15 protein-coding genes are annotated in these 20186 nt (G+C 66.6%); 8 read left to right on the forward strand and 7 right to left on the reverse strand.

Translation table 11 applies throughout. The annotated features are described in order from the left end of the window. Positions 1-14: 14 nt before the first annotated feature. Entirely contained in the window at positions 15-722 is a 708-nt protein-coding gene (locus tag E7V67_001315) for a response regulator transcription factor (GenBank protein WUR13771.1), read from the forward strand. Then, positions 715-2211: an ATP-binding protein gene (locus tag E7V67_001320; protein WUR13772.1), complete on the forward strand. Its 1497-nt coding sequence runs from the start codon at positions 715-717 to the stop codon at positions 2209-2211. Before E7V67_001315 ends, E7V67_001320 begins: the two co-directional genes overlap by 8 nt. Before the next feature lie 71 nt (positions 2212-2282). On the opposite strand, the gene E7V67_001325 is transcribed toward E7V67_001320, so the two are convergent. Both E7V67_001325 and E7V67_001330 read right to left on the reverse strand, forming a co-directional pair. Next, positions 2283-2999: a CPBP family intramembrane glutamic endopeptidase gene (locus E7V67_001325; protein WUR13773.1), complete on the reverse strand. Its 717-nt coding sequence runs from the start codon at positions 2997-2999 to the stop codon at positions 2283-2285. Between the two features lie 89 nt (positions 3000-3088). Further along, positions 3089-4246: an MFS transporter gene (locus tag E7V67_001330; protein WUR13774.1), complete on the reverse strand. Its 1158-nt coding sequence runs from the start codon at positions 4244-4246 to the stop codon at positions 3089-3091. A gap of 158 nt (positions 4247-4404) precedes the next feature. Here E7V67_001330 and E7V67_001335 point away from each other — a divergent pair, with 158 nt between their 5' ends. The 3 genes from E7V67_001335 to E7V67_001345 all read left to right on the forward strand — a co-directional run bounded on the left by E7V67_001335 (position 4405) and on the right by E7V67_001345 (position 8140). Beyond that, entirely contained in the window at positions 4405-5160 is a 756-nt protein-coding gene (locus E7V67_001335; protein ID WUR13775.1) for a gamma-glutamyl-gamma-aminobutyrate hydrolase family protein, read from the forward strand. Positions 5161-5265: 105 nt separating this feature from the next. After that, positions 5266-6636, forward strand: coding sequence for a glutamine synthetase family protein (locus E7V67_001340; protein ID WUR13776.1), 1371 nt, complete (start codon positions 5266-5268; stop codon positions 6634-6636). A gap of 94 nt (positions 6637-6730) precedes the next feature. After that, positions 6731-8140 (forward strand): aspartate aminotransferase family protein, encoded by a 1410-nt coding sequence (locus E7V67_001345; GenBank protein ID WUR13777.1) that lies wholly within the window; start codon positions 6731-6733, stop codon positions 8138-8140. A 60-nt stretch (positions 8141-8200) separates the two neighbouring features. On the opposite strand, the gene E7V67_001350 is transcribed toward E7V67_001345, so the two are convergent. The 3 genes from E7V67_001350 to E7V67_001360 form a co-directional block, all read right to left on the reverse strand. Then, positions 8201-9661: a sodium:solute symporter family protein gene (locus E7V67_001350; GenBank protein ID WUR13778.1), complete on the reverse strand. Its 1461-nt coding sequence runs from the start codon at positions 9659-9661 to the stop codon at positions 8201-8203. Positions 9662-9795: 134 nt separating this feature from the next. Continuing rightward, a complete protein-coding gene (locus E7V67_001355; GenBank protein ID WUR13779.1) occupies positions 9796-10902 on the reverse strand; it encodes a Gfo/Idh/MocA family oxidoreductase in 1107 nt (368 codons plus the stop codon). Positions 10903-11129: 227 nt separating this feature from the next. Beyond that, positions 11130-12680, reverse strand: a complete 1551-nt coding sequence (locus tag E7V67_001360; protein WUR13780.1) for a catalase — start codon at positions 12678-12680, stop codon at positions 11130-11132. A 164-nt stretch (positions 12681-12844) separates the two neighbouring features. Between E7V67_001360 and E7V67_001365 the strand changes: the two genes are divergently transcribed. The 3 genes from E7V67_001365 to E7V67_001375 all read left to right on the forward strand — a co-directional run bounded on the left by E7V67_001365 (position 12845) and on the right by E7V67_001375 (position 16295). Beyond that, positions 12845-14335, forward strand: coding sequence for an aldehyde dehydrogenase (locus tag E7V67_001365; protein ID WUR13781.1), 1491 nt, complete (start codon positions 12845-12847; stop codon positions 14333-14335). 168 nt (positions 14336-14503) lie between these two features. Next, positions 14504-14920: a hypothetical protein gene (locus E7V67_001370; protein WUR13782.1), complete on the forward strand. Its 417-nt coding sequence runs from the start codon at positions 14504-14506 to the stop codon at positions 14918-14920. A 10-nt stretch (positions 14921-14930) separates the two neighbouring features. Continuing rightward, the gene (locus tag E7V67_001375) at positions 14931-16295 is read left to right on the forward strand and encodes a hypothetical protein (GenBank protein ID WUR13783.1); all 1365 of its coding nucleotides are present in this window, start codon (positions 14931-14933) and stop codon (positions 16293-16295) included. Positions 16296-16314: 19 nt separating this feature from the next. On the opposite strand, the gene E7V67_001380 is transcribed toward E7V67_001375, so the two are convergent. Together E7V67_001380 and panB are read right to left on the reverse strand one after the other, a co-directional pair. Further along, a complete protein-coding gene (locus E7V67_001380) occupies positions 16315-18885 on the reverse strand; it encodes a TonB-dependent receptor (protein ID WUR13784.1) in 2571 nt (856 codons plus the stop codon). Positions 18886-19284: 399 nt separating this feature from the next. Further along, complete coding sequence (gene panB, locus E7V67_001385; GenBank protein ID WUR13785.1) at positions 19285-20136, reverse strand: 3-methyl-2-oxobutanoate hydroxymethyltransferase; 852 nt, start codon at positions 20134-20136, stop codon at positions 19285-19287. Between the last annotated feature and the right edge of the window lie 50 nt (positions 20137-20186).

Genomic DNA, 20186 nt, shown 5'->3' on the forward strand with positions numbered 1-20186 from the left:
AGCCCAGTTGCCCCATGCGCCGCATCCTGATAGTCGACGACGACCAGAAAACCCGTATCCTCCTGAAGACCTATCTGGAAAAGAACCAGTACGCGGTCGACCTGGCCCATGACGGCGCCACCTTCCAGGCCGAATTCAACCGCCATGTCGATGAGCTGTCGATGGTCATCCTGGACGTGATGCTGCCCGACACGGACGGCTTCGCACTGTGCCGCGCGGTACGCCAGCGCTCCAACGTGCCGATCATCATGCTGACGGCCAGCTCGGACGAAACCGACCGCGTGGTCGGCCTGGAACTGGGCGCGGACGACTATATCTCGAAGCCCTACAGCCCGCGCGAGCTGCTGGCGCGCATCAAGGCCATCCACCGCCGCACCGGCGTGGACAACGCCGCCGCGCCGCGCTACTACCATTTCGAGGGCTTCACGCTCGATACGGTGGCGCGCACCGTGACGGGGCCGGAAGGGCCGGTGCCCCTGACGGGCCTCGACTTCCAGCTGCTGAAATACTTCGTCGAGCATGCCGGCGACATCCTCGATCGCAGCGTGCTGTGCGAAGGCACGCGTGGCCGCGACGCCGGGCCGATGGACCGCTTCCTCGATGTGCAGATCAGCCGCCTGCGCCTGCGCCTGAACGACGGCGGCGGCAGCCCGAAGCTGATCAAGACCGTGCGCGGCGTCGGCTACGTGTTCTCGGCCGACGTCACGGCGTCCCATGCCTAAGTTGCTGGACCGGCTGCGCCGGCCGCAGCTGCCGCGACCGCATTTACCCCGACTCCTGCCGTATTCGCTGCAGGGCCGCCTGATCCTGCTGATGGCGATCGGTGTGCTGCTGACACAGCTGGCCGGCAACGTGATCTGGGCCGCGCAGCGCCGTGCCGAGGCGCGCGACGAGGCCCGCACGGCGGCGCAGCACCTGGCGCACAGCGCCTCGAGCGCCGTGCGTTTCTTTCTCAGCCTGCCGCCGAACTACCGGCCGCTGATCATCCAGCAGTTCCGCGAAATGGGCGGCACCCGCTTCCTGGTCAACATCAACCGCGCGCCCATCCCCATGCGTGCGCTGGCCGGGCAGGAGCTGACCGATGCCGTGCTGGCGCAGCTGCGTGCCACGCTGAAGGAAGACCTGCCGAATACGCCCGACCTGCGCATCGCGTTCGCCTGGCCCGAGCAGTTGGCGGTGGACGACGACGGCACGATGCTGGCCGACCTGCCGGAGACGTGGACCCAGCACATCATGCTGGCGCGGCCCGCGCCGGTGCTGCTGATCCAGGTCGAGCTAGACCCCGGCCACTGGCTGTACCTGGCCACGCTGATGCCGAATCCGTATTTCCTCGAATCGGGCAATCCGCTGACGCATGACCGCCTGCTGCTGCAGGCCCTGTCGCTGGCGGCCGTGTTGCTGGTGACGGTGCTGGTGGTGCGCTGGATCACGCGGCCGCTGGCCGCGCTGTCGGAAGCGGCCACCGCGTTCGGCAAGGGCGAAAACCCGCCGGCGCTGCCGGAGACGGGCAGCCGCGAGTTCGTCACGACGGCGCGCGCCTTCCAGGACATGCGCGAGCGCATCCAGCGCTACATGGAAGACCGGGAACGCCTGTTCGTCTCGATCTCGCACGACCTGCGCACGCCGATCATGCGCCTGAAATTGCGCACCGAGCTGCTCGACGACGACGAGCTGCGCAACGAGTTTCATGACGACCTCGACGAGCTGGACATGATGGTCAAGGGCGCGCTGCAGACGGTGAAGGACAGCGACATCCACGAGAACGCCACCGAAGTGCGGCTCGACGCGCTGCTGGGCCGCATGGTGCGCGACGCCCAGCTGGCCGGCCACGAAGTCACGTTCGCGCCGTCCGGCCTGACGGTGACGGCGAAGCCGCTGGCGCTCAAGCGCGCCATCGGCAACCTGCTGAACAACGGCCTGCACTACGGCGAGCGCGTCGAGCTGGCGGTATGGGAGAGGGACCACAACATCGAGATCGTCGTGCGCGACCACGGTCCCGGCGTGCCCGAGGAAGCGCTGGCCAGCCTGGCGCAGCCCTACGTACGGCTGGAGCACGGCCGCAACCAGAACGGCGGCGGCATGGGGCTGGGCCTGTCCATTGCGCGCGGCATCGTGCAGGCGCATGGCGGCGAGCTGGTGCTGGGGAATGCGCCGGACGGGGGATTCCAGGCGACCATCGTGTTGCCGGGTGGGGTGTTCAGTCCCGGATGACGGGTGTCACCATGGCACCTGGGGCGCGCCATCCCTCATCGAGCCCCTGGACACCGCGCCGACGCACCAGTTCAGGCTTCCTGCCGCATCGCATCGGACTGCCGCGCCGCGCGGCGACGCAGGGCCGCCATGGCGGCCGGCAATGCGCTGAGCGGCAAGCCGGCATGGATCGCGATCAGCCACCACAGGCTGTGCGTCAGGGCGTAGGCCAGCGTGAAGACGAACGCGGCGACGATGGAACCGAGCAGTTGTTGTGGGTTCTCGTAGCCATGTGCCAGGCCATAGGCGAGCGCTGACGCGACGATCGCCATCGGCAGGCCGATATGCGGCGTCAGCAGCAGCAGAAAGCCGCGGTAGAGAATTTCCCACGCGGCGCTCATCAGCGTGATGCTGACCGCGAATCCCAGTACTTCCATGCGGGTGCGGGGCCACGGAAAAGGCGATTCAAGCGCCTTGCGTTCCAACTCGATGCGGCCTTCGGAAGTTTGCCCGCGCTCGCTGATGACGCCGGCGAGCGCGATCCCGCCCAGCAGCAGGGGGGCGAAAACAAGCCCCCAGGTGCCGGCCGTGGACACCGGAATGTCAAAGCCGAGCTGGGTGGCGGTATAGCCGGCTTCGCGCGCACCCAGCCAGAGTATCGTCAACAGCACCAGCACCTTCCAGCTCATCGACCAGTAACGCGACGCCAGCGAAGCTTCAGGCTTGTTGCCGCGCTTGTGCCGGCTGCGCCACAGGCTGATGGCAGGGGCGACGGCGAGCAGATAGACCGCGAGCAAGATGTTGAGCATGCAGATGACCTCGAATTGGTGACGAAACCGCCGGGTGCAGCTTCGCGCTGCGGGAGCACCGCCAGCATAGCAGCGGCAGGCGTAACGCTTCAGGATTGAAGCTCGCCGGCGGTCCGGCCGCGCCACTCCCACCACGCACTCCCCAAAAACAGCGCGCACACCACAAACAGCACCGCCGGCAACGCATGAATCCCAACCCCCTGCATCAACGCCCCGGTCGCCAGCGGCCCGGCCGCGCTGGCGATGCCCCATGAGGCATTGACGATGGCCGACGCCGTCGTCAGCGCCGCGCCATCGAACCGTTCGCCGCAGGCCACCAGCGCCAGCATGTAGATCGCGCCGGCGGCCGCGCCCAGCGCCAGCAGCACCGTCCACCACAGCCAGGGCGTGCCGGCGGCCAGCGGCAGCAGCGGCAGCAGCAGGCAGACGGCGATACCGCAGCCGACGTGCACCTTGAAGCGGCCGAAGCGGTCGGCCAGCGCGCCCATCGCGAACTGCAGTGCCGTGTCGCCGACCAGGACCACGGTGGCCGAGAGCAGCGCCAGCGCCGTCGCGATCCCCTGGCGCATCGCATAGACCGGCAGCAGCGCCAGGATCAGGGTGTCGAACAGCGCGAAAAACGCGGCGCCCAAGGCGATCATCGGCATGCGCGGCAGCACGTCCTGCCAGCGCGCGTGCGCTTCCTCTTCCGCCGGCAGCCGTGTGCCGTTCAGCAGCGCCAGCCCTGGCAGTGCCGCGACGAACAGCGCGGCGCAGGCGGCGAAGGGCCAGGCCAGCCGGCCGTCCAGCAGCGCGACCAGGGCCGGGCCGGCCAGCTGGAACAGCGTGAAACTGGTGGTGTACAGCGCCACCACGCGGCCGCGCGAAGCGTCCGGCGCGATGCGGTTGACCCAGGCCTCGCCGATGGTGAACAGCACGCCCAGCGCGGCGCCGAAGGCGATGCGCAGCAGGCACCACAGCCAGACGTACTCTGTCAGCTGCATCGCGGCCGTGACGAGGGCGGCGACCCAGACGCCGCCCATCATCGTGCGGCGCGGGCCGAAGCGGGCCACCCAGCCGGTGACGAACGGCGCCACGCCCAGGATGCCCAGCGCGCTGGCGGCCGTGACGAGGCCGATGACGTGCGTGCCGGTGCCGCGCGCGTCGAGCGCCAGGGCGGTCAAGGGCATGGTGGCGCCGAGGCCGAGGCCGACGATGCCGATACTGATGACAAGGGCGGAGAAGTCGCGCCAGGGCAGGTTTTTCATGGCGCGCAGGGGAAAACGAGGGTCACGGCAGGGCGATTCGATTGGTCGGGGCGAAATGATAGCAAAATTGAATCTGTGATAAATTAAGTCATCGGTCGTTAGCGACCGCGTGGCGCCGCCGGTGCCGCGGGGTCGGGCCTCATGTGGAGCTGTACATCATGCGCCGTCCTATCGTTCTCGTTCCTGCCTGCACCCGGCAGATTGGCCACTTTCCCAATCATGCCGCGCAAAACAAGTACGTCAATGCCGTCGTGCTCGGTGCGCAGTGCATGCCGTTGATCCTGCCTTCGCTGGCCGAGCTGACCGACATGGAAGCGGTGCTGGCGGTGGCCGACGGTGTCATGCTGACCGGCTCGGCCTCGAATGTCCATTCGGACCTGTATGGCCAGCCGATCCGCAATCCCGCGTTGCCGCTGGACGCGGCGCGGGACGCGACGACGCTGCCGCTGATCCGGGCGGCCGTCAAGCACGGCATTCCGCTGCTGGGCATCTGCCGCGGCTTCCAGGAGATCAACGTGGCGCTGGGCGGCACCTTGCACCAGGCCGTGCAGGAACTGCCGGGCATGATGGACCATCGCGACCGCGAGGACGACTCGCTCGACGTGCAATACGGTCCCGCGCACCCGATCCGGCTGACGCCGGGCGGCAAGTTTGCGCAAATGCTGGGCAATCCGGAGGAGATCATGGTCAATTCCCTGCATGGGCAGGGCGTGGACGTGCTGGCGCCCGGCCTCACCGTGGAAGCGGTGGCGCACGACGGGCTGGTGGAAGCCTATACCGTGGGCGCCGCCCAGGGCTTCACCCTGGCGGTGCAGTGGCATCCCGAATGGCGCATCACGGAAAACCCCGATTCCATGAAGATGTTCCAGGCATTCGGCAACGCGTGCCGCGAATATCAGGCAAGGCGGGGCTGATGAAACCGTATTACAACCCGGCCGGAGGAATCCCTTAGCTGTTCTTGCGCAGTCAGTACACGGGACCGCGGCCGGGCCGCGATCAATGACTTTTTGGAGCAAGCAATGGCTATCCGCGAGAATTTCAGCTATACCGACATGGACGAGTGGCTCAACGAAAAACGGGTCACCGAAATCGAATGCCTGGTGCCGGACCTGACCGGCGTCGCGCGCGGCAAGATCCTGCCGCGCGTGAAATTCACCGAAGACCGCGGCATGCGCATCCCCGAGGCGGTGCTGGGCATGACGGTGACGGGCAATTCGCCCGTCGACGATCCCGCCTACGACCGTGCCATCTCGCGCACCGACCGCGACATGATCCTGAAGGCCGATCCGACCACGATCACGATGGTGCCGTGGGCCACCGACCCCACCGCGCAAGTGATCCACGACTGTTATTTCGCCGATGGCCGGCTGGTCGATTTCGCGCCCCGTTCCGTGCTGCGCCGCGTGCTCAAGCTGTATGCGGACAAGGGCTGGAAGCCCGTCGTGGCGCCGGAACTGGAGTTCTACCTGACCGCCAAGATCTCCGACCCCGACCTGCCGCTGAAGGCACCGGTGGGCCGCAGCGGCCGCGCCGAGACGTCGCGCCAGGTCTACAGCATCGACGCCGTCAACGAATTCGATCCGCTGTTCGAGGACATTTACGACTACTGCGACATGATGGGCCTGGACGTGGACACCCTGATCCACGAGATCGGTGCCGGCCAGATGGAGATCAACTTCCTGCACGGCGAGCCGCTCGGGCTGGCGGACAAGGTGTTCTTCTTCAAGCGCACCCTGCGCGAGGCCGCGCTGAAGCACGAGATGTACGCCACCTTCATGGCCAAGCCGATGGCGGGCGAGCCGGGTTCGGCGATGCACATCCACCAGAGCGTGGTGGATGCCGAAACGGGCTGGAACATCTTCAGCAACCAGGACGGCTCGCCGTCGCCGCTGTTCAAGCAGTACATCGGCGGCCTGCAGCGCTACATGCCGGCGGCGCTGGCGATCGTCGCGCCCTATGTGAATTCGTATCGTCGTCTGGTGCGCCACACAGCCGCGCCGATCAACATCCAGTGGGGCATGGACAACCGCACTGTCGGCTTCCGCGTGCCCGAATCGGGCGTGCAGGACCGCCGCGTGGAAAACCGCATCATCGGCTCGGACGCCAATCCCTACCTGGCGCTGGCCGTCACGCTGGCCTGCGGCTACCTGGGCATGACGGAGCAGCTGGAACCGACCCCGATCACGACCGGCAGCGCCTACGAGATGGAGTACGAACTGCCGCAAGGCCTGCCGGAGGCGCTGCAGCGCCTGCGCGCCGAGGACAAGCTGCGCGAAGTGCTGGGCGAGCGCTTCATCGACGTCTACGCGGCCATCAAGGACCTGGAACACCAGGAGTTCATGACCGTCATCAGCCCGTGGGAGCGCGAGCACCTGCTGCTGCACGTGTGATGGATTGAAGAGCTTTCCCGGCCGGCATGCTTGGGAGTACACTGGTGCCGTAAAGGCCGGCGATCCGCGCGCCGGCTCATAACTGGAGCGCATCATGACAACGACTCCCATCGTGCCGGTGCTGCCGGACACGCAGGCGCTGCAGCGCCTCGACGCCGCCCATTTCCTCCATCCGTTCACGGACCACAAGGCGCTGGCGGAAAAGGGCGTGCGCGTGATGGTGCGGGGCGACGGCATCTATTTGTGGGATTCCGAAGGCCGGAAGGTGCTCGACGCGATGTCGGGCCTGTGGTGCGTCAACGTCGGCTACGGCCGCACCAGCATCACGCAGGCGGTGGCGCGCCAGATGGACACGCTGCCGTTCTATAACAGCTTCTTCAACACGACGACGATCCCCGCCGTGCAACTGGCCGCCAAGCTGGCGCGCATCGCGCCGGAAGGCTTCGGCCACGTGTTCTTCACCGGCTCCGGCTCGGAAGCGAACGACACCAACGTGCGCATGGTACGGCGCTACTGGGATTTGCAGGGGCAGCCGGAACGCACCGTCATCATCAGCCGCCACAACGCGTACCACGGCAGCACGATGGCCGGCGCCTCGCTGGGCGGCATGACCGGCATGCACGTGCAGGGCGGGCTGCCGATTCCGGGCATCGTCCACATCAACCAGCCCAGCTATGCCGACCATGGCATGGGCATGACGGCGGAGGAATTCGGCGTGCATGCCGCTTCCTGGCTGGAAGAGCGCATCAAGGAGCTGGGGCCGGACAAGGTCGCGGCGTTCATCGGCGAACCGATCCAGGGCGCCGGCGGCGTCATCATCCCGCCCGTCACCTACTGGCCCGAGATCCGCCGCATCTGCGACAAGTACGACATCCTGCTGATCGCCGACGAAGTCATCACCGGCTTCGGCCGCCTGGGCAAATGGTTCGCCTCCGAGCAGTTCGGCATCGGACCCGACCTGATCACGTTCGCCAAGGGCGTCACGTCCGGCTACGTGCCCCTGGGCGGCGTGCTGGTCAGCGACAAGGTGGCGCAGGTGCTGGTCGCCGGCGGCGATTTCAATCACGGCTTCACGTATTCCGGCCACCCGGTGGCCTGCGCGGCCGCACTGGAGAACATCCGCATCATCGAGGAAGAAAAGCTGCTGGAACAGGTGGCGCACGACACGGCGCCCTACCTGAAGGCGCGCTTCGCCAGCCTGGCCGCGCACCCGCTGGTCGGCACGGCCGAGAGCTGCGGCTTCGTCGCCGGCCTGAACCTGGTGCGGCGCAAGGCCGGCAACGTGCACTACCAGGTGAAGTTCGATCCCAGCCTGGGCGTGGGCATGATCTGCCGCGGCCACATGTTCGACAACGGCGTGATCATGCGCGCCGTGGGCGACCGCATGATCATCGCGCCGCCGCTCGTGATGACGCGCGCGCAGGTCGACGAGATGATTGGCCTGATCCGCTTGTGCCTGGACCGCACGCTGGAAGACCTGGAGCGGCGCGGGTGGATGGGGTAGTTACGGGAAGATGACCCATGGGGCAGGCACCGATGACCCATGGTGCCTGTCACCGGTGCTTCAAGCGTTGGCCTGCAGGTGCGCCGCCGCGTCATGCCGGTTTTTGAGCACCTGCGGCGCCAGCGAACCGACGAACATGCCCGCAAACGCGGCCAGCAGGCCGGCCAGCTGGCCCGGGAAGTGCTCGCCCAGGCTGGAGATCTGCGGGAAGAACAGCACCCACACGACGATGCCGGCGCCGATCGACAGGATCGCGCCCTGGGTGGTGGCGCGCTTCCAGTACAGGCCCATCACCAGCGGCACGAAGGCGCCGACGAGGGTCACCTGGTAGGCGCTCGACACCAATTCGTAGATCGACGTGCCTTGCATGGCGATCGCATAGCCCAGCACCAGCGCCGCGAAGACGACGATCGTGATGCGCATCGCCAGCAGCTGCTGGCGGTCGCTCATGCCGGGGCGCAGGTTCTTCAGGATGTTCTCGACGAAGCTCGTCGCCGGCGCCAGCAGGGTGGCCGACGACGTGCTCTTGATGGCCGACAGCAGCGCGCCGAAGAACAGGATCTGCATCACCAGCGGCATCTTCGTCATGACGAAGGTGGGCAGCAGGCGCTGGTAGTCGTTCTTGGCGATGTCCATGGCCTGGTCGCCCATGACGACCACGGCGGCCGCCACGATGAACATCGGCACGAAGCCGAACAGGATGTAGCTGGCGCCGCCGATCACGGCGCCGCTGCGGGCCGTGGGCGCATCCTTGGCCGACATCACGCGCTGGAACACGTCCTGCTGCGGGATACTGTCGAACATCATCGTGATCGCCGCGGCGAAGAAGAAGATGATGTCGGTAAAGGTGGGTTCGGGCAGCACGCGCCACAGGTCGGCCTGCTGCGCCATCGCCAGCACCTTGTCGGCGCCGCCGGCCAGGTCGGCCGCGAAGAAGGCGATGATCGTCATGCCGACCACCAGCACGATCATCTGGATGAAGTCCGTGATCGCGACGGCCAGGAAGCCGCCGACGACGACGTAGATCAGCACCGCCAGCGTGCCGATGACCATGCCGGTGGCGGGCGCCATCGCGCCGCCGGTCAGCACGGAAAACACCAGGCCCAGCGCCGTGATCTGCGCCGCGACCCAGCCCAGGTAGCTGAGGATGATCGTCACGGAGCAGAACACCTCGATGCCCTTGCCGTAGCGCTGGCGGTAATAGTCGCCGATCGTCAGCAGGTTGAGTTTATACAGTTTGGCGGCGAAGAACAGGCCGACCAGGATCAGGCAGGTTCCGGCGCCGAACGGGTCCTCGATGACGGCATTCAGGCCGCCCTGGACGAACTTGGCCGGCACGCCCATCACGGTCTCGGCACCGAACCAGGTGGCAAACGTGGTCGTGATGACCATGATCAAAGGCAGGCTGCGCCCGGCGACGGCGAAGTCGGCGGTGTTCTTGATGCGGCGCCCCGCCCACATGCCAAGCGCCAGCGTGCCCAGCAGGTAGAGCACGACGAAAATAATCAGGGTGGTGTTCATGCAGGTGTGGGCTTAAGAGTGGTGGAAAAAGCGGCCGGAAAATCCGCGATTATAAAGGCAGAAGCTGGTGGTTACATCAACTTTGCTAGTGTCCACCATCGAGTGTTGTAAGGATGAATGCGCGGCGCCGGGCCTCAGGCGCGCAGCGCAAGGCGCCGGCCCTCGCGCGCCGACTGGTAGATCGCCTCGATGATGCGCAGGTCGCGCAGACCTTCCTCGCCGGGAACGATGGGCGCGCGGTTGGTGAGCACGCACTGCGCCAGATGGTCCAGCTGGCCGGCCCATTGTGTCGCCGCCGGTCCCGGTGCCGGCGCAATCTCGCGCTCGCGTCCCGCGCCCACCCACAGGTGGTTGCCGGCATAAGCGGTGCCGGGTTCCAGCTCGATACGACCCTTGTCGCCCATCAGCAGGATGTGGTTCTGGTTGGCGCTGTACATCGACATGCAGGAGGCCAGCACGCCGGACGGGAATTCCAGGTCGAAGGCGATCATGTCCTCCACCTCGCGAAAGCGCGGGTCGTTGCGGTCGGTGCGCTCGGTGGCGTGGACGGCGATGGGTTCCTCGCCCGTCATGTAACGTGCCGCCTGCAGCGCGTAGATGCCCATGTCCATCAGCGAGCCGCCGCCGGACATCGCTTTTTTCAAGCGCCAGCCATTCGTGTCGCGCTGCACGAAGCCGTGCTCGGAGCGGAAATAGCGCAGCTTGCCGATCTCGCCGGCGCGGGCGCGCCGGATCGCTTCCAGGTTGGTGGGTTCGAAGTGGCAGCGGTAGCCGATCATCAGCTTGCGGCCGGCCTGCGCGCAGGCGGCGATCATCGCCTCGCACTCGGCCGACGACAGCGCCATCGGCTTTTCGCACAGCACGTGCTTGCCGGCCTGGGCGGCGCGGATCGTGTATTCGGCGTGCATCGAGACGGGCAGGCAGACGTAGACGATGTCGATGTCCGGGTTGTCGCGGATGCTGTCGTAGTTCTGGTAGTTGTACAGGTTGCGCTCGGGGACGCCGTACTCGGCCGCCACCCGGCGTGCCTTGGCCGCGTCGCCGCTGACGAGCGCGACGAGCCGGCTGTCGCGGCAATGCTTAAATTGGGGAATGATGACGCCCAGGCCGTAGGCGCCGAGTCCCACGATGGCATAGCCGAGCTTGCGTTGCGGCGCCGCCCAAGCGGCGGGCCCGAGGGTAGCGGCGGCCAGAACGCCGCCGCCGGCCAGAATCACACCACGTCGATCGAGGTCGATCATCCCAGCTCCTGACATCCGAAGGTTGTCGTACGAGTGGGGGATTTTAGTATAAATACAAGCCGCGCAGTGCGGCAAAGAGGCGAAGACGGCCGAGCTCGTGTCTCAGTTCGGGGTCAGGCACCGCGATGGGACACGAGCTCGGCATTACGTCGGCCGAGCCCGTGTCTCGTTTTGGGGTCAGGCACCACAGTGGGACTCGGACTCGGCCTTGGCCTCGGCGCTGGGGCTTACTCCTTCAGCCCGGCGGCCAAGGTCGCCACCTTGCCGGCGTCGGCGCCGACTGCCTTGACCAGGCGCTTGCCATAGTCGGCGTCCGCTTTCCAGAAGTAGGACAGCATCGTGTACAGGCTGTCCTGGTTCTTCACGCGCTTCAGGTCGCCCGACAGGTTGACGATCAGGTCGTCACGCTCCTGCGCCGGCAGGGAGCGGTAGAACTCGCCCGCCTGCTGGAAGTTGAGCGTCTTGGCGATGCGCTGCTGCTGCGTGGTGCCGGCCAGCGGCAGGTTGCTGGCGCGCGCGGCCGGGTCTTCCTTGACTTGCGCCAGGCGGCTGGGCTCGTAGTTGACGCTGCCCTTGCGGCCGGAGATGTTGGCGGCGCCGTCGATGTGGTTGTTGACGACGGGGACCAGCGGCCGGTTGATCGGCAGCGACTGGAAGTTCGCGCCCAGGCGATGGTGCTGCGTGTCGATATACGAGAACAGGCGGCCCTGCAGCATGCGGTCTTCCGATGCCTCGATTCCCGGCACCAGGTTACCCGGTGCCATCGCCACCTGTTCGGTCGATTCGAAGAAGTTGTCCGGCACCTTGTTCAGCACCAGCGTGCCGACCTTGCGCTCGGGGACGCCGGTCCAGACCTTGGTCGCGTCCAGCGGGTCGAAGGCGAACTTGTCCAGGTCCTGCGGCCGGATGATCTGCACCGTCAGGTCCCAGACCGGGAACTTGCCGGCCTTGATCGCGTCATACAGGTCGACAGTGGCGTGGCTGGTGCTCTTGCCCTGCACGACGGGGATGTCCTGCGGGCGCAGGTTGCGCTCGCCCTGGCGCGACTTCCACGTGAACTTGCCGTACACGTATTCGCCCTTGGCGTTGACCAGTTTCAGCGCGTGCACGCTGCTGCCGTTCATCTCACGGTAGCTGGCCGGCGTGCCCAGGTTCGAGTAGACGCGCGTCAGCATGTGCGTCGCCTCCGGGATATGCGAGAAGAAGTCGAACACCCGTTCCGGCTCCTGCACGTTGGTGACGGGATCGGGTTTGAGCGCGTGGATCATGTCCGGGAATTTCATCGCATCGCGGATGAAGAAGATCGGCAGGTTGTTGCCGACCATGTCGAAATTGCCCTCCTGCGTATAGAACTTGACGGCGAAGCCGCGTGGATCGCGCGTCGTCTCGGCCCCGGAGCGGCCCGGGATGACGGTCGAGAAGCGCACGAACACGGGCGTGACGGTGTCACGGGCAAAGAGCTTGGCCTTGCTCAGGTCGGACAGGTCGTCCGTTGCCGTGAACGTGCCATGGGCGCCGGTGCCGGTCGCGTGCACGACGCGCTCGGGAATGCGCTCGCGGTCGAAGCGCTGCAGCTTCTGCACCAGGTGCACGTCCTGCAGCAGGGTAGGGCCGTTCGGGCCCGCGGTCTGGCTGTTCTGGTTGTCGCCGACGGGCGCGCCGTTGTCCTTCGTCAGCGTCTGCGCATGGGCGCCGGTGGCGAATGCCGCGAGACCCGACAGTACGACCAGGCTGCACAGTACGGCACGGCCTGGACGGGAAGCAAGAAGGTTGCTCATATACATTACCTATCGATTTCAATGTTTAGGAAATGCTTATGCTATCGATGCCGCTGTCATTATAGAAATTTATTGTAACTATCGTATTCATAGAAATTGCCTAAACGGCAGCCGCGGCGGCCGGGCAGTAGAATCATTGAAAACCACTGCAAAGGAGACAACGGATGACCACCCCCACCTGGCACGAGCGCGCCCGCGACCTGCAGATCGACGGCCGTGCCTTCATCGACGGCGAACGCACCTGGGCCCGCGGCGAGCGGCAATTCGACAACCATTCCCCGATCGACGGCCGCCTGCTGGGCGCGGTTGCGCGCTGCGATGCCGCCGACGTGGACGTGGCCGTGGCGGCGGCCCGCGCCGGATTCGATGACGGCCGCTGGGCCAATTTCGCGCCCGCCAAACGCAAGCGCATCCTGCTCAAGTTCGCCGATCTGATGCAGCAGCATGCGGCCGAGCTGGCGCTGCTGGAAACCCTGGACATGGGCAAGCCGATCAAGTACAGCCAGGTCGTCGACGTGGCCGGCGCCGCCAACTGCATCCGCTGGTATGGCGAGGCGATCGACAAGGTGTATGGCGAGATCGCACCCGCGCCGGCGAACAGCCTGGCCCTGATCACACGCGAGCCGGTCGGCGTCGTGGGCGCTATCGTGCCGTGGAATTACCCGATGCTGATGGCTTCGTGGAAGATCGCGCCCGCGCTAGCGGCCGGCAACAGCGTCGTGCTGAAGCCTTCGGAAAAATCACCGCTGACGGCGCTGCGCCTGGCCGACCTCGCGCTGCAGGCCGGCATTCCGGCCGGCGTCTTCAACGTGCTGCCGGGCTACGGCAACGAGGCCGGCAGCACGCTGGCGCTGCACATGGATGTCGACTGCATCGCCTTCACGGGCTCGACCCGCGTCGGCAAGCAGATCATGCAGATGGCGGGGCAGTCCAACCTGAAGCGCGCGTGGACGGAGCTGGGCGGCAAGTCGGCCAACATCGTTTGCGCCGACTGCCCGGACCTGGACGCGGCGGTGGCCGCCTCGGTCGGTTCGATCTTCTTCAACCAGGGCGAAAGCTGCAACGCGCCATCGCGCCTGTTCGTCGAGGAGTCGATCCGGGAAAAGTTCATCGAGAAGGCACTGGCGCTGGTGCCGGGCTTCGCGCCAGGCGACCCGCTCGACGAGCGCACGGTGATGGGCGCCATCGTCGACGACATCCAGCTGAACACCGTGATGGGCTATATCGAACAGGGCAAGGCGGCGGGCGCGAAACTGGTCGCCGGCGGCGAGCGCGTGCGGCTCGACACAGGCGGCTATTACGTGGCGCCGACAATCTTCGACCAGGTCAGCCCGGACATGACGATCGCCCGCGAGGAGATCTTCGGCCCCGTGCTGTCGGTACTGGGCTTCACGGACGTGCGCGACGCCGTGCGCCAGGCCAACGCGTCGCCCTACGGGCTGCACGCGGCCGTGTGGACCTCCGACCTGTCGAAGGCGATCCAGACCTCGCGCGCGCTGCGGGCCGGTACCGTGCACGTCAACCAGTACGACAACGACGACATCACGGTGCCATTCGGCGGCTATAAACAATCCGGCAATGGCCGCGACAAATCGCTGCACGCCTTCGATAAATATACGGAACTCAAAACCACCTGGATCCAGGTCGGCAATTGACCCCCGGCGGCGCGACAGTGCCGCCTTTTTTTTCTTGACAATAAAATAATTGTGGGCGACGCTGTCGGGCTGGCGTAATCGGCACGTGTCAACATGCGCCTATAGATTACCGGAATAAACAAATAGAGCTGTCAGTCAATTCGCGCATTATTTTTGGCAGGAGAACAAATGGCATTTGAATACGCTGAGCTGGACCAGAACGAACTCGATCAATTCAAGCCGCGGCTGCGTGGGCCGGTGCTGGCACTGAGCGACGATTGCGCGCGCGACCGCGCGCGCGACGCCGTGCTGCTGGACCTGGGCGGCAAGCCCGACCTGGCGCCGGAACGCGACGAACCGCCGGGACATTACAACCTGATCCTGGGCCAGGACGTGATCGCTGCCGCCGGTTATTTCAACGTCGAGGAGGAAGACGGCGGATTCGTCGCCGTATTCGATCTGTCACTCAGCGTGCCGGAAGCGGCGCGCTCCCGGGTGGATGAGATCAAGGAGCTGCTGCCGCAGGCATTGAGTACGCTGCGCGGAGGCCGGATGGGACGCGCCAGCAAAGTGCGCGTCATTTATTCGCAGATTACCTATTTCTGAGGACATTTCCATGGACCTGAAGGGGGCGGTGGATTTTGTAAAAGGATGGCGTGCGGCCGAGAAAATCCCCGGTGACGACCGCCTGACCAACGAGCAACTGGCCAAGTTCGCGCAGGACCTGCAAAAGAAGGTGGACGAATTCTCCGTCAAGCCGGAGCGGGTGGCCTGGGGGCAATATGGCGCCGCGACACCGAAGCAATGGGATGCCGACGCCCGCCCCATTCCGTACAGCGGCAAGGCAGGTGACGAGCCCGGCTGGAAAATGGCCAAGGCGATGAGCGAGAACGGTGACGGCAAGGTGTTCTATATCAGCGATACGCCGGCCGGCCAGCTGCTCAACGCCGGCCGGTTCCGCGACGCGGTGGCGGCGGCGGCGGGCGGAAAAGACGAAAAAGCCGGCAAGGAACTGGCCAGCACGCTGATCGACGGGCCCCAGAAGAGCGATGGCACGCGCTCGCGTTATGCCATCGACAATATCCCGGCGATTAACGACCAGGTGTCCGACAAGCTGATGCGCCAGACGGCGCGCGGCGATGTCCGCACGATCACGCCGGCGGCGGAGACGGACAAGGTGTTCGTCTCGACCGAGTTGCCGGCCTTGCTGCAGACCCCGCGGGTCACGGCCATCAATGGCATTCCGAAGGAGGAACTGAACCGCACGCTGAAGGAAACCGGCTCCATCGAGGCGGTCAACAGCAAGGTGGCAAAGGCGTCCGCGGAGCTGCTCGACGGTACTCGCTATACGCTGACGGCGGACAAGACGATGATTGCCGCGGTGGACGGCAACAAGCTGATGGCCGGCAGCGGCGTGAAGCTGCCGGAAGTGCCGGCCGATGCGCCCGATGTCAGGGTCCTGGCGGTCAAGATTCACTCCCGCTCCGAGGTCAAGGACCTGGCGGCCGCGCAGGCGGCCGCGCCGCAGGCCGCACCCGCCGAGGCGCCGGAGCGCAAGGGAGCGGCTGCCGCCCCGCGCGAGGTGCCGCGCACGGCCGAAGCGGCCGCGGAGCCGCCAGCAAGGACGGCCGCGCGCGACGCACGTCCAGCCGAACCCGTGCCGGGTACGCGGCCGGCACCGGAGCAGCCGGGCCAGCCGGCGCCGGCCCCCGCCGGTCGCGCCCAGGCGTTCGCCCAGGAAGCGCCCGGTGAAGCCGTGCGACGCCATCCCGAACTGGCCGGCACCTATGCGGCCGTGGCCGCCGTGGAGAAGCGCACGCAGGCCGACGGCCTGACGCCTGAGCAGCGCGCCATCGTCATGGAACGGGTGCGCGCCAATGCGCAGAACAGCATCGCCCAGGGCCACGTGCCGGAAGTCAAGGTGCGCGAGCAGGTCGAAGTCAGGGCGGAGCGCAAGGAAGAGCGGCAGCTGTCGCGCTGACGGCGCGCAGCCGCCGCGCTCAGAACCGGTAGTTCACCTTCACCGCCGCCGTGCGGCCGCGCGGGTCGGCCTGGGTGAAGTCGAAGAAGGTCGTCGACGAGTCCCACGACGGCCGCTTGTCCGTCAGGTTCTGCACGATGAAGCTGACGGTGGCGGCGGGCGTCGCCTTCCACGCGACCGTCGCATCCAGCGTGCCCACCGGCTTGACGCGCTCGCCCGGCCTGGTGGTCTGGTCATAGCCGTCCACGTAGTTCCAGATCAGCGTATTGGTGAACGCGCCCACGTCCCAGGTGGCGCCGGTCACGCCGCGCCATTTCGGGATCGAACCGAACCAGTTGTTGCCGGCACCGTCCGTCAGCGGCTCGCCCACGGCCAGCGGCGCTTCGAACTTCAGCACGCGGCTCAGCTGCCCGTTGAAGGTCAGCTTGCCCCAGGCGGCCAGCGGCAGCGTGTGGCGCAGGTCCAGGTCGAGGCCGGAAACGACGCGGTCGCCCTGGTTGGCGTACTGGCGGTACAGCGTCAGGATGCGTCCCTGTGCGTCGCGCACCACCTTGTGCGGCGCCGACGCCTCGTTGGCGATGATGTTGTCGGCCGATTCCGTGTCGATCACGCCCTTGGTGCGGATGTGGTAGTAGTCCACGCCCACGCTGGTGCGGCTGCTCGGGGCCAGCACGATGCCGAAATTCAGGTTGGTCGAGCGCTCCGGCTTCAGGTCCGGGTTGGCGATCGTCAGGTTGGTCACGCCGCGCGCCTGCGTCGGCGCGATCGGATCGCGCGGGTCGATCACGTTGCCGTAGCTGACCGACGTGGAGTTGGTGATCTCCGGCAGCGACGGCGCGCGGAAGCCGCGCGAGGCGGTGCCGCGCAGCAGCAGCCACTGGGCCGCCTGCCAGCGCACGCTGGCCTTGGGCGAGAAGGCGCTGCCGAAATCGTCGTAGTGGTCGGCGCGGCCGGCCAGGTTGAGCGACAGGTCTTTCACGACCGGCACATTGAACTCGGCGAACAGCGCGGCCACCTTGCGCGTGCCGTTGATGATGTTGATGGCCGGGCGCAGCTCGGTCCCGGACAGCACCGCCGTCGAGGTCTGCGAGTCCATCTCTTCGCGGCGCCACTGCGCGCCGGCGGCAAAGCCCAAGGGGCCGGCCGGCAGTTGCAGCAGGTCGCGCGTGGCGGAGAAGTCCACGGTCGTCAGCTTGGCCTGGGCCGGGCGCAAGGTGGACAGGCGCAAGCGGTTGCGCACCGCCTCGCTGTTGCCGGCCTGGTCGACGAAGTTGTAGCTGCCGTCGGCCAGCACCTTCTCGAATTCGTAGCGGTTGACGAAGTTCTGCACCGTCTCTTCCAGCTTGCTGCCGGACTGGCCGATGGAGGCGTCGTAGTCCCAGCCAGCGACGCTGCCCTTGGCGCCGGCCAGCACGCGGAAGAAGTCCACCTTGTCCTGCTTCATGCGCGCACCCAGGTCGAACAGCGTGGCGTTGATCGGCAAGGGCGTCGTGCCCGGGTTGTTCGGGTGACCGACGGGCAGCACGACCGGAATGTTGTCCAGCTGCTGTTTCGCATTGTTCCAGGCACGCAGGCCGCTGCCGACCGTCAGCGGAGCGCCGAAGGTCTGGTCGGCGCGCGAGTGGCCGTACAGCAGGTCGGCATAGGCCTCGTGATGGTCGTTCAGCTTGACGGTGCCGCGCAGGGCAGCGTGCACCCGCTTGATGCCGGGGATCAGCGTGCGGTATTCGGCCGGGTTAAAGGCCAGCACCTGGCCGCTCTTCCCCGGCGTGATGGCGCCGTACGGTTGCAGCTGCAGCGGGCCCTGCACGCCGCCCAGCAGCTGGGTCGGATTGCCGTTGATGTAGTTGGTCGGCGTCCAGGCCAGTGTGCCGCTCGGATTGCCGCGGAAGTCGCTGCCGCGCATCCAGGCCACGTCGGTCTGGTTCAAGGTGTCGCGCTGCTGCGCGTCGACGGAGAACACGACGCTGTAGCCATCGCCGTCGAGCGTGCCGAAGCCGGTCTGCAGCGCCGCGCTCTTCTCGCGCTGGCCGGTGCCCTCGGTCGAGCCGCCGTACTGGCCCGTCACGTCCACGCCGGAGAACTCCTTGTACAGGATGATGTTGACGACCCCGGCGACGGCATCGGAACCGTACACGGACGACGCGCCATCCTTCAGCACCTCGATGCGCTGCACGGCGGCCATCGGCAGGCTGTTCAGGTCGACGAACACCTCCTGCAGGTCCTGCGCCGTCGCGTAGGGGCTGACGCGTTTGCCGTTGACGAGGATCAGGGTGTTCTTCTGGCCGATGCCGCGCAGCGACAGGCCGGCGGTGCCGGCCGAGAAGCTGCCCGTGTACTGCTCGTTGTAGCTGTTGCCGCTGTTGGCCGCGATCGAGCGGATCACGTCGGCGATGCTGGCCTTGCCGCTGGCGGCGATCTCCTTCGCGCCGATCACCTGGACGGCGCTGGCGCCTTCCTTCTGCGTGGTGCGGATGTTCGAGCCGGTGATGACGACCTTGTCGATGGGGGCGGTCTCTTGGGCGGCGGCCAGCAGCGGCAGGGCGGCGGCAATGGCGAGTACGAGCTGGCGATGGAGCGGTTGTTGCATGGTTTCCTCTTGCTGGGATGATGCCGTTCGCAAGGCGAACGGGCGAGCGCGGGCCTTGCCGGCCTTGTGGGCCGGTGCGGTCGTGCTGCGGTTACGGGTAACGGGGGCTTACAGCGCGCGCGGGCGGCACATGCACTGCGCCATGCACGACATGTACAGGGTGTGGCGGTCAGCGATGTGGGTCGGGTGCGGCATGGTCGGTATGGATCGGGTGAAGCGGATGTTCACACTATACCGATGAGCAAGGGCGGGACGAACGAATAAAAAATGTGAAGCTTATGCAAAAACGCAAGGGTCTGTCCCCGCAAGGGACTGACCCTGAAGTTTCTCGTCAGCGTAAACGCAACGCATGCAAACTTCGGGGTCAGTCCCCATGCAGGGACAAACCCCAGCGGCTCATCAGAAGCAGTGCTCCAGCGCCGGGAAGCTGCCGTCCTTGACGGCCGCCACGTAGGCGCCGAACGCGGCCTCGATAGTGGCCTGGCCGTCCATGAAGTTCTTCACGAAGCGTGCCTTGCGGCCCGGGAAAACGCCCAGCAGGTCGTGCATGACCAGCACCTGGCCGGAGCAGTCCGGGCCGGCGCCGATGCCGATGGTGGGGATCGCCAGCGCGTCCGTGACGTCCTTGCCGACGGCCGACGGCACCGCTTCGAGCAGCACCAGCGAGGCGCCGGCATCCTGCAGCTTCAGCGCGTCGGCGCGCAGGGCCTGCGCGCTCTCGATGGTTTTGCCTTGTACCTTGTAGCCGCCCAGCTGGTGCACGAACTGCGGCGTCAGGCCGATGTGCGCGCACACCGGCACACCGCGCTCGGTCAGGAAGCGCACCGTGTCGGCCAGCCAGCCTGCGCCTTCGATCTTGACGATGTGCGCGCCGGCCTGCATCAGCTGCACGCAGCTGGCCAGGGCCTGCTCGGGCGTGCCGTAGCTGCCGAAGGGCAGGTCGGCCATGATCATCGCCGACTTGGCGCCGCGCGCCACGGCCGCCGTGTGGTAAGCCACTTCCTGGACGGTGACGGGCAGCGTGGACGTGTGACCGTTGCACACCATGCCCAGCGAATCGCCGATCAGCAGGATCTCGACGCCGCTGCGCTCCATCAGCGCGGCGAAGCTCGCGTCGTAGCACGTCAGCATCGCGATCTTCTCGCCGGCCGCGTGCAGCGCGCGCAGCGACGGGATCGTCACGGCCTTGTTGGCCACCGGTTTCGCCGGCGCGGGCGTACCCGCCGCCGGCGCGGGTGCCGCTGCGGCCATCTCTTTTCCTTGCAAATAACCAGACATGGGAGTCCTTCAATAATGTGCTG

Source organism: [Empedobacter] haloabium (genome assembly GCA_008011715.2).
In the GTDB taxonomy this organism is placed as follows: domain Bacteria; phylum Pseudomonadota; class Gammaproteobacteria; order Burkholderiales; family Burkholderiaceae_D; genus Rugamonas; species Rugamonas haloabia.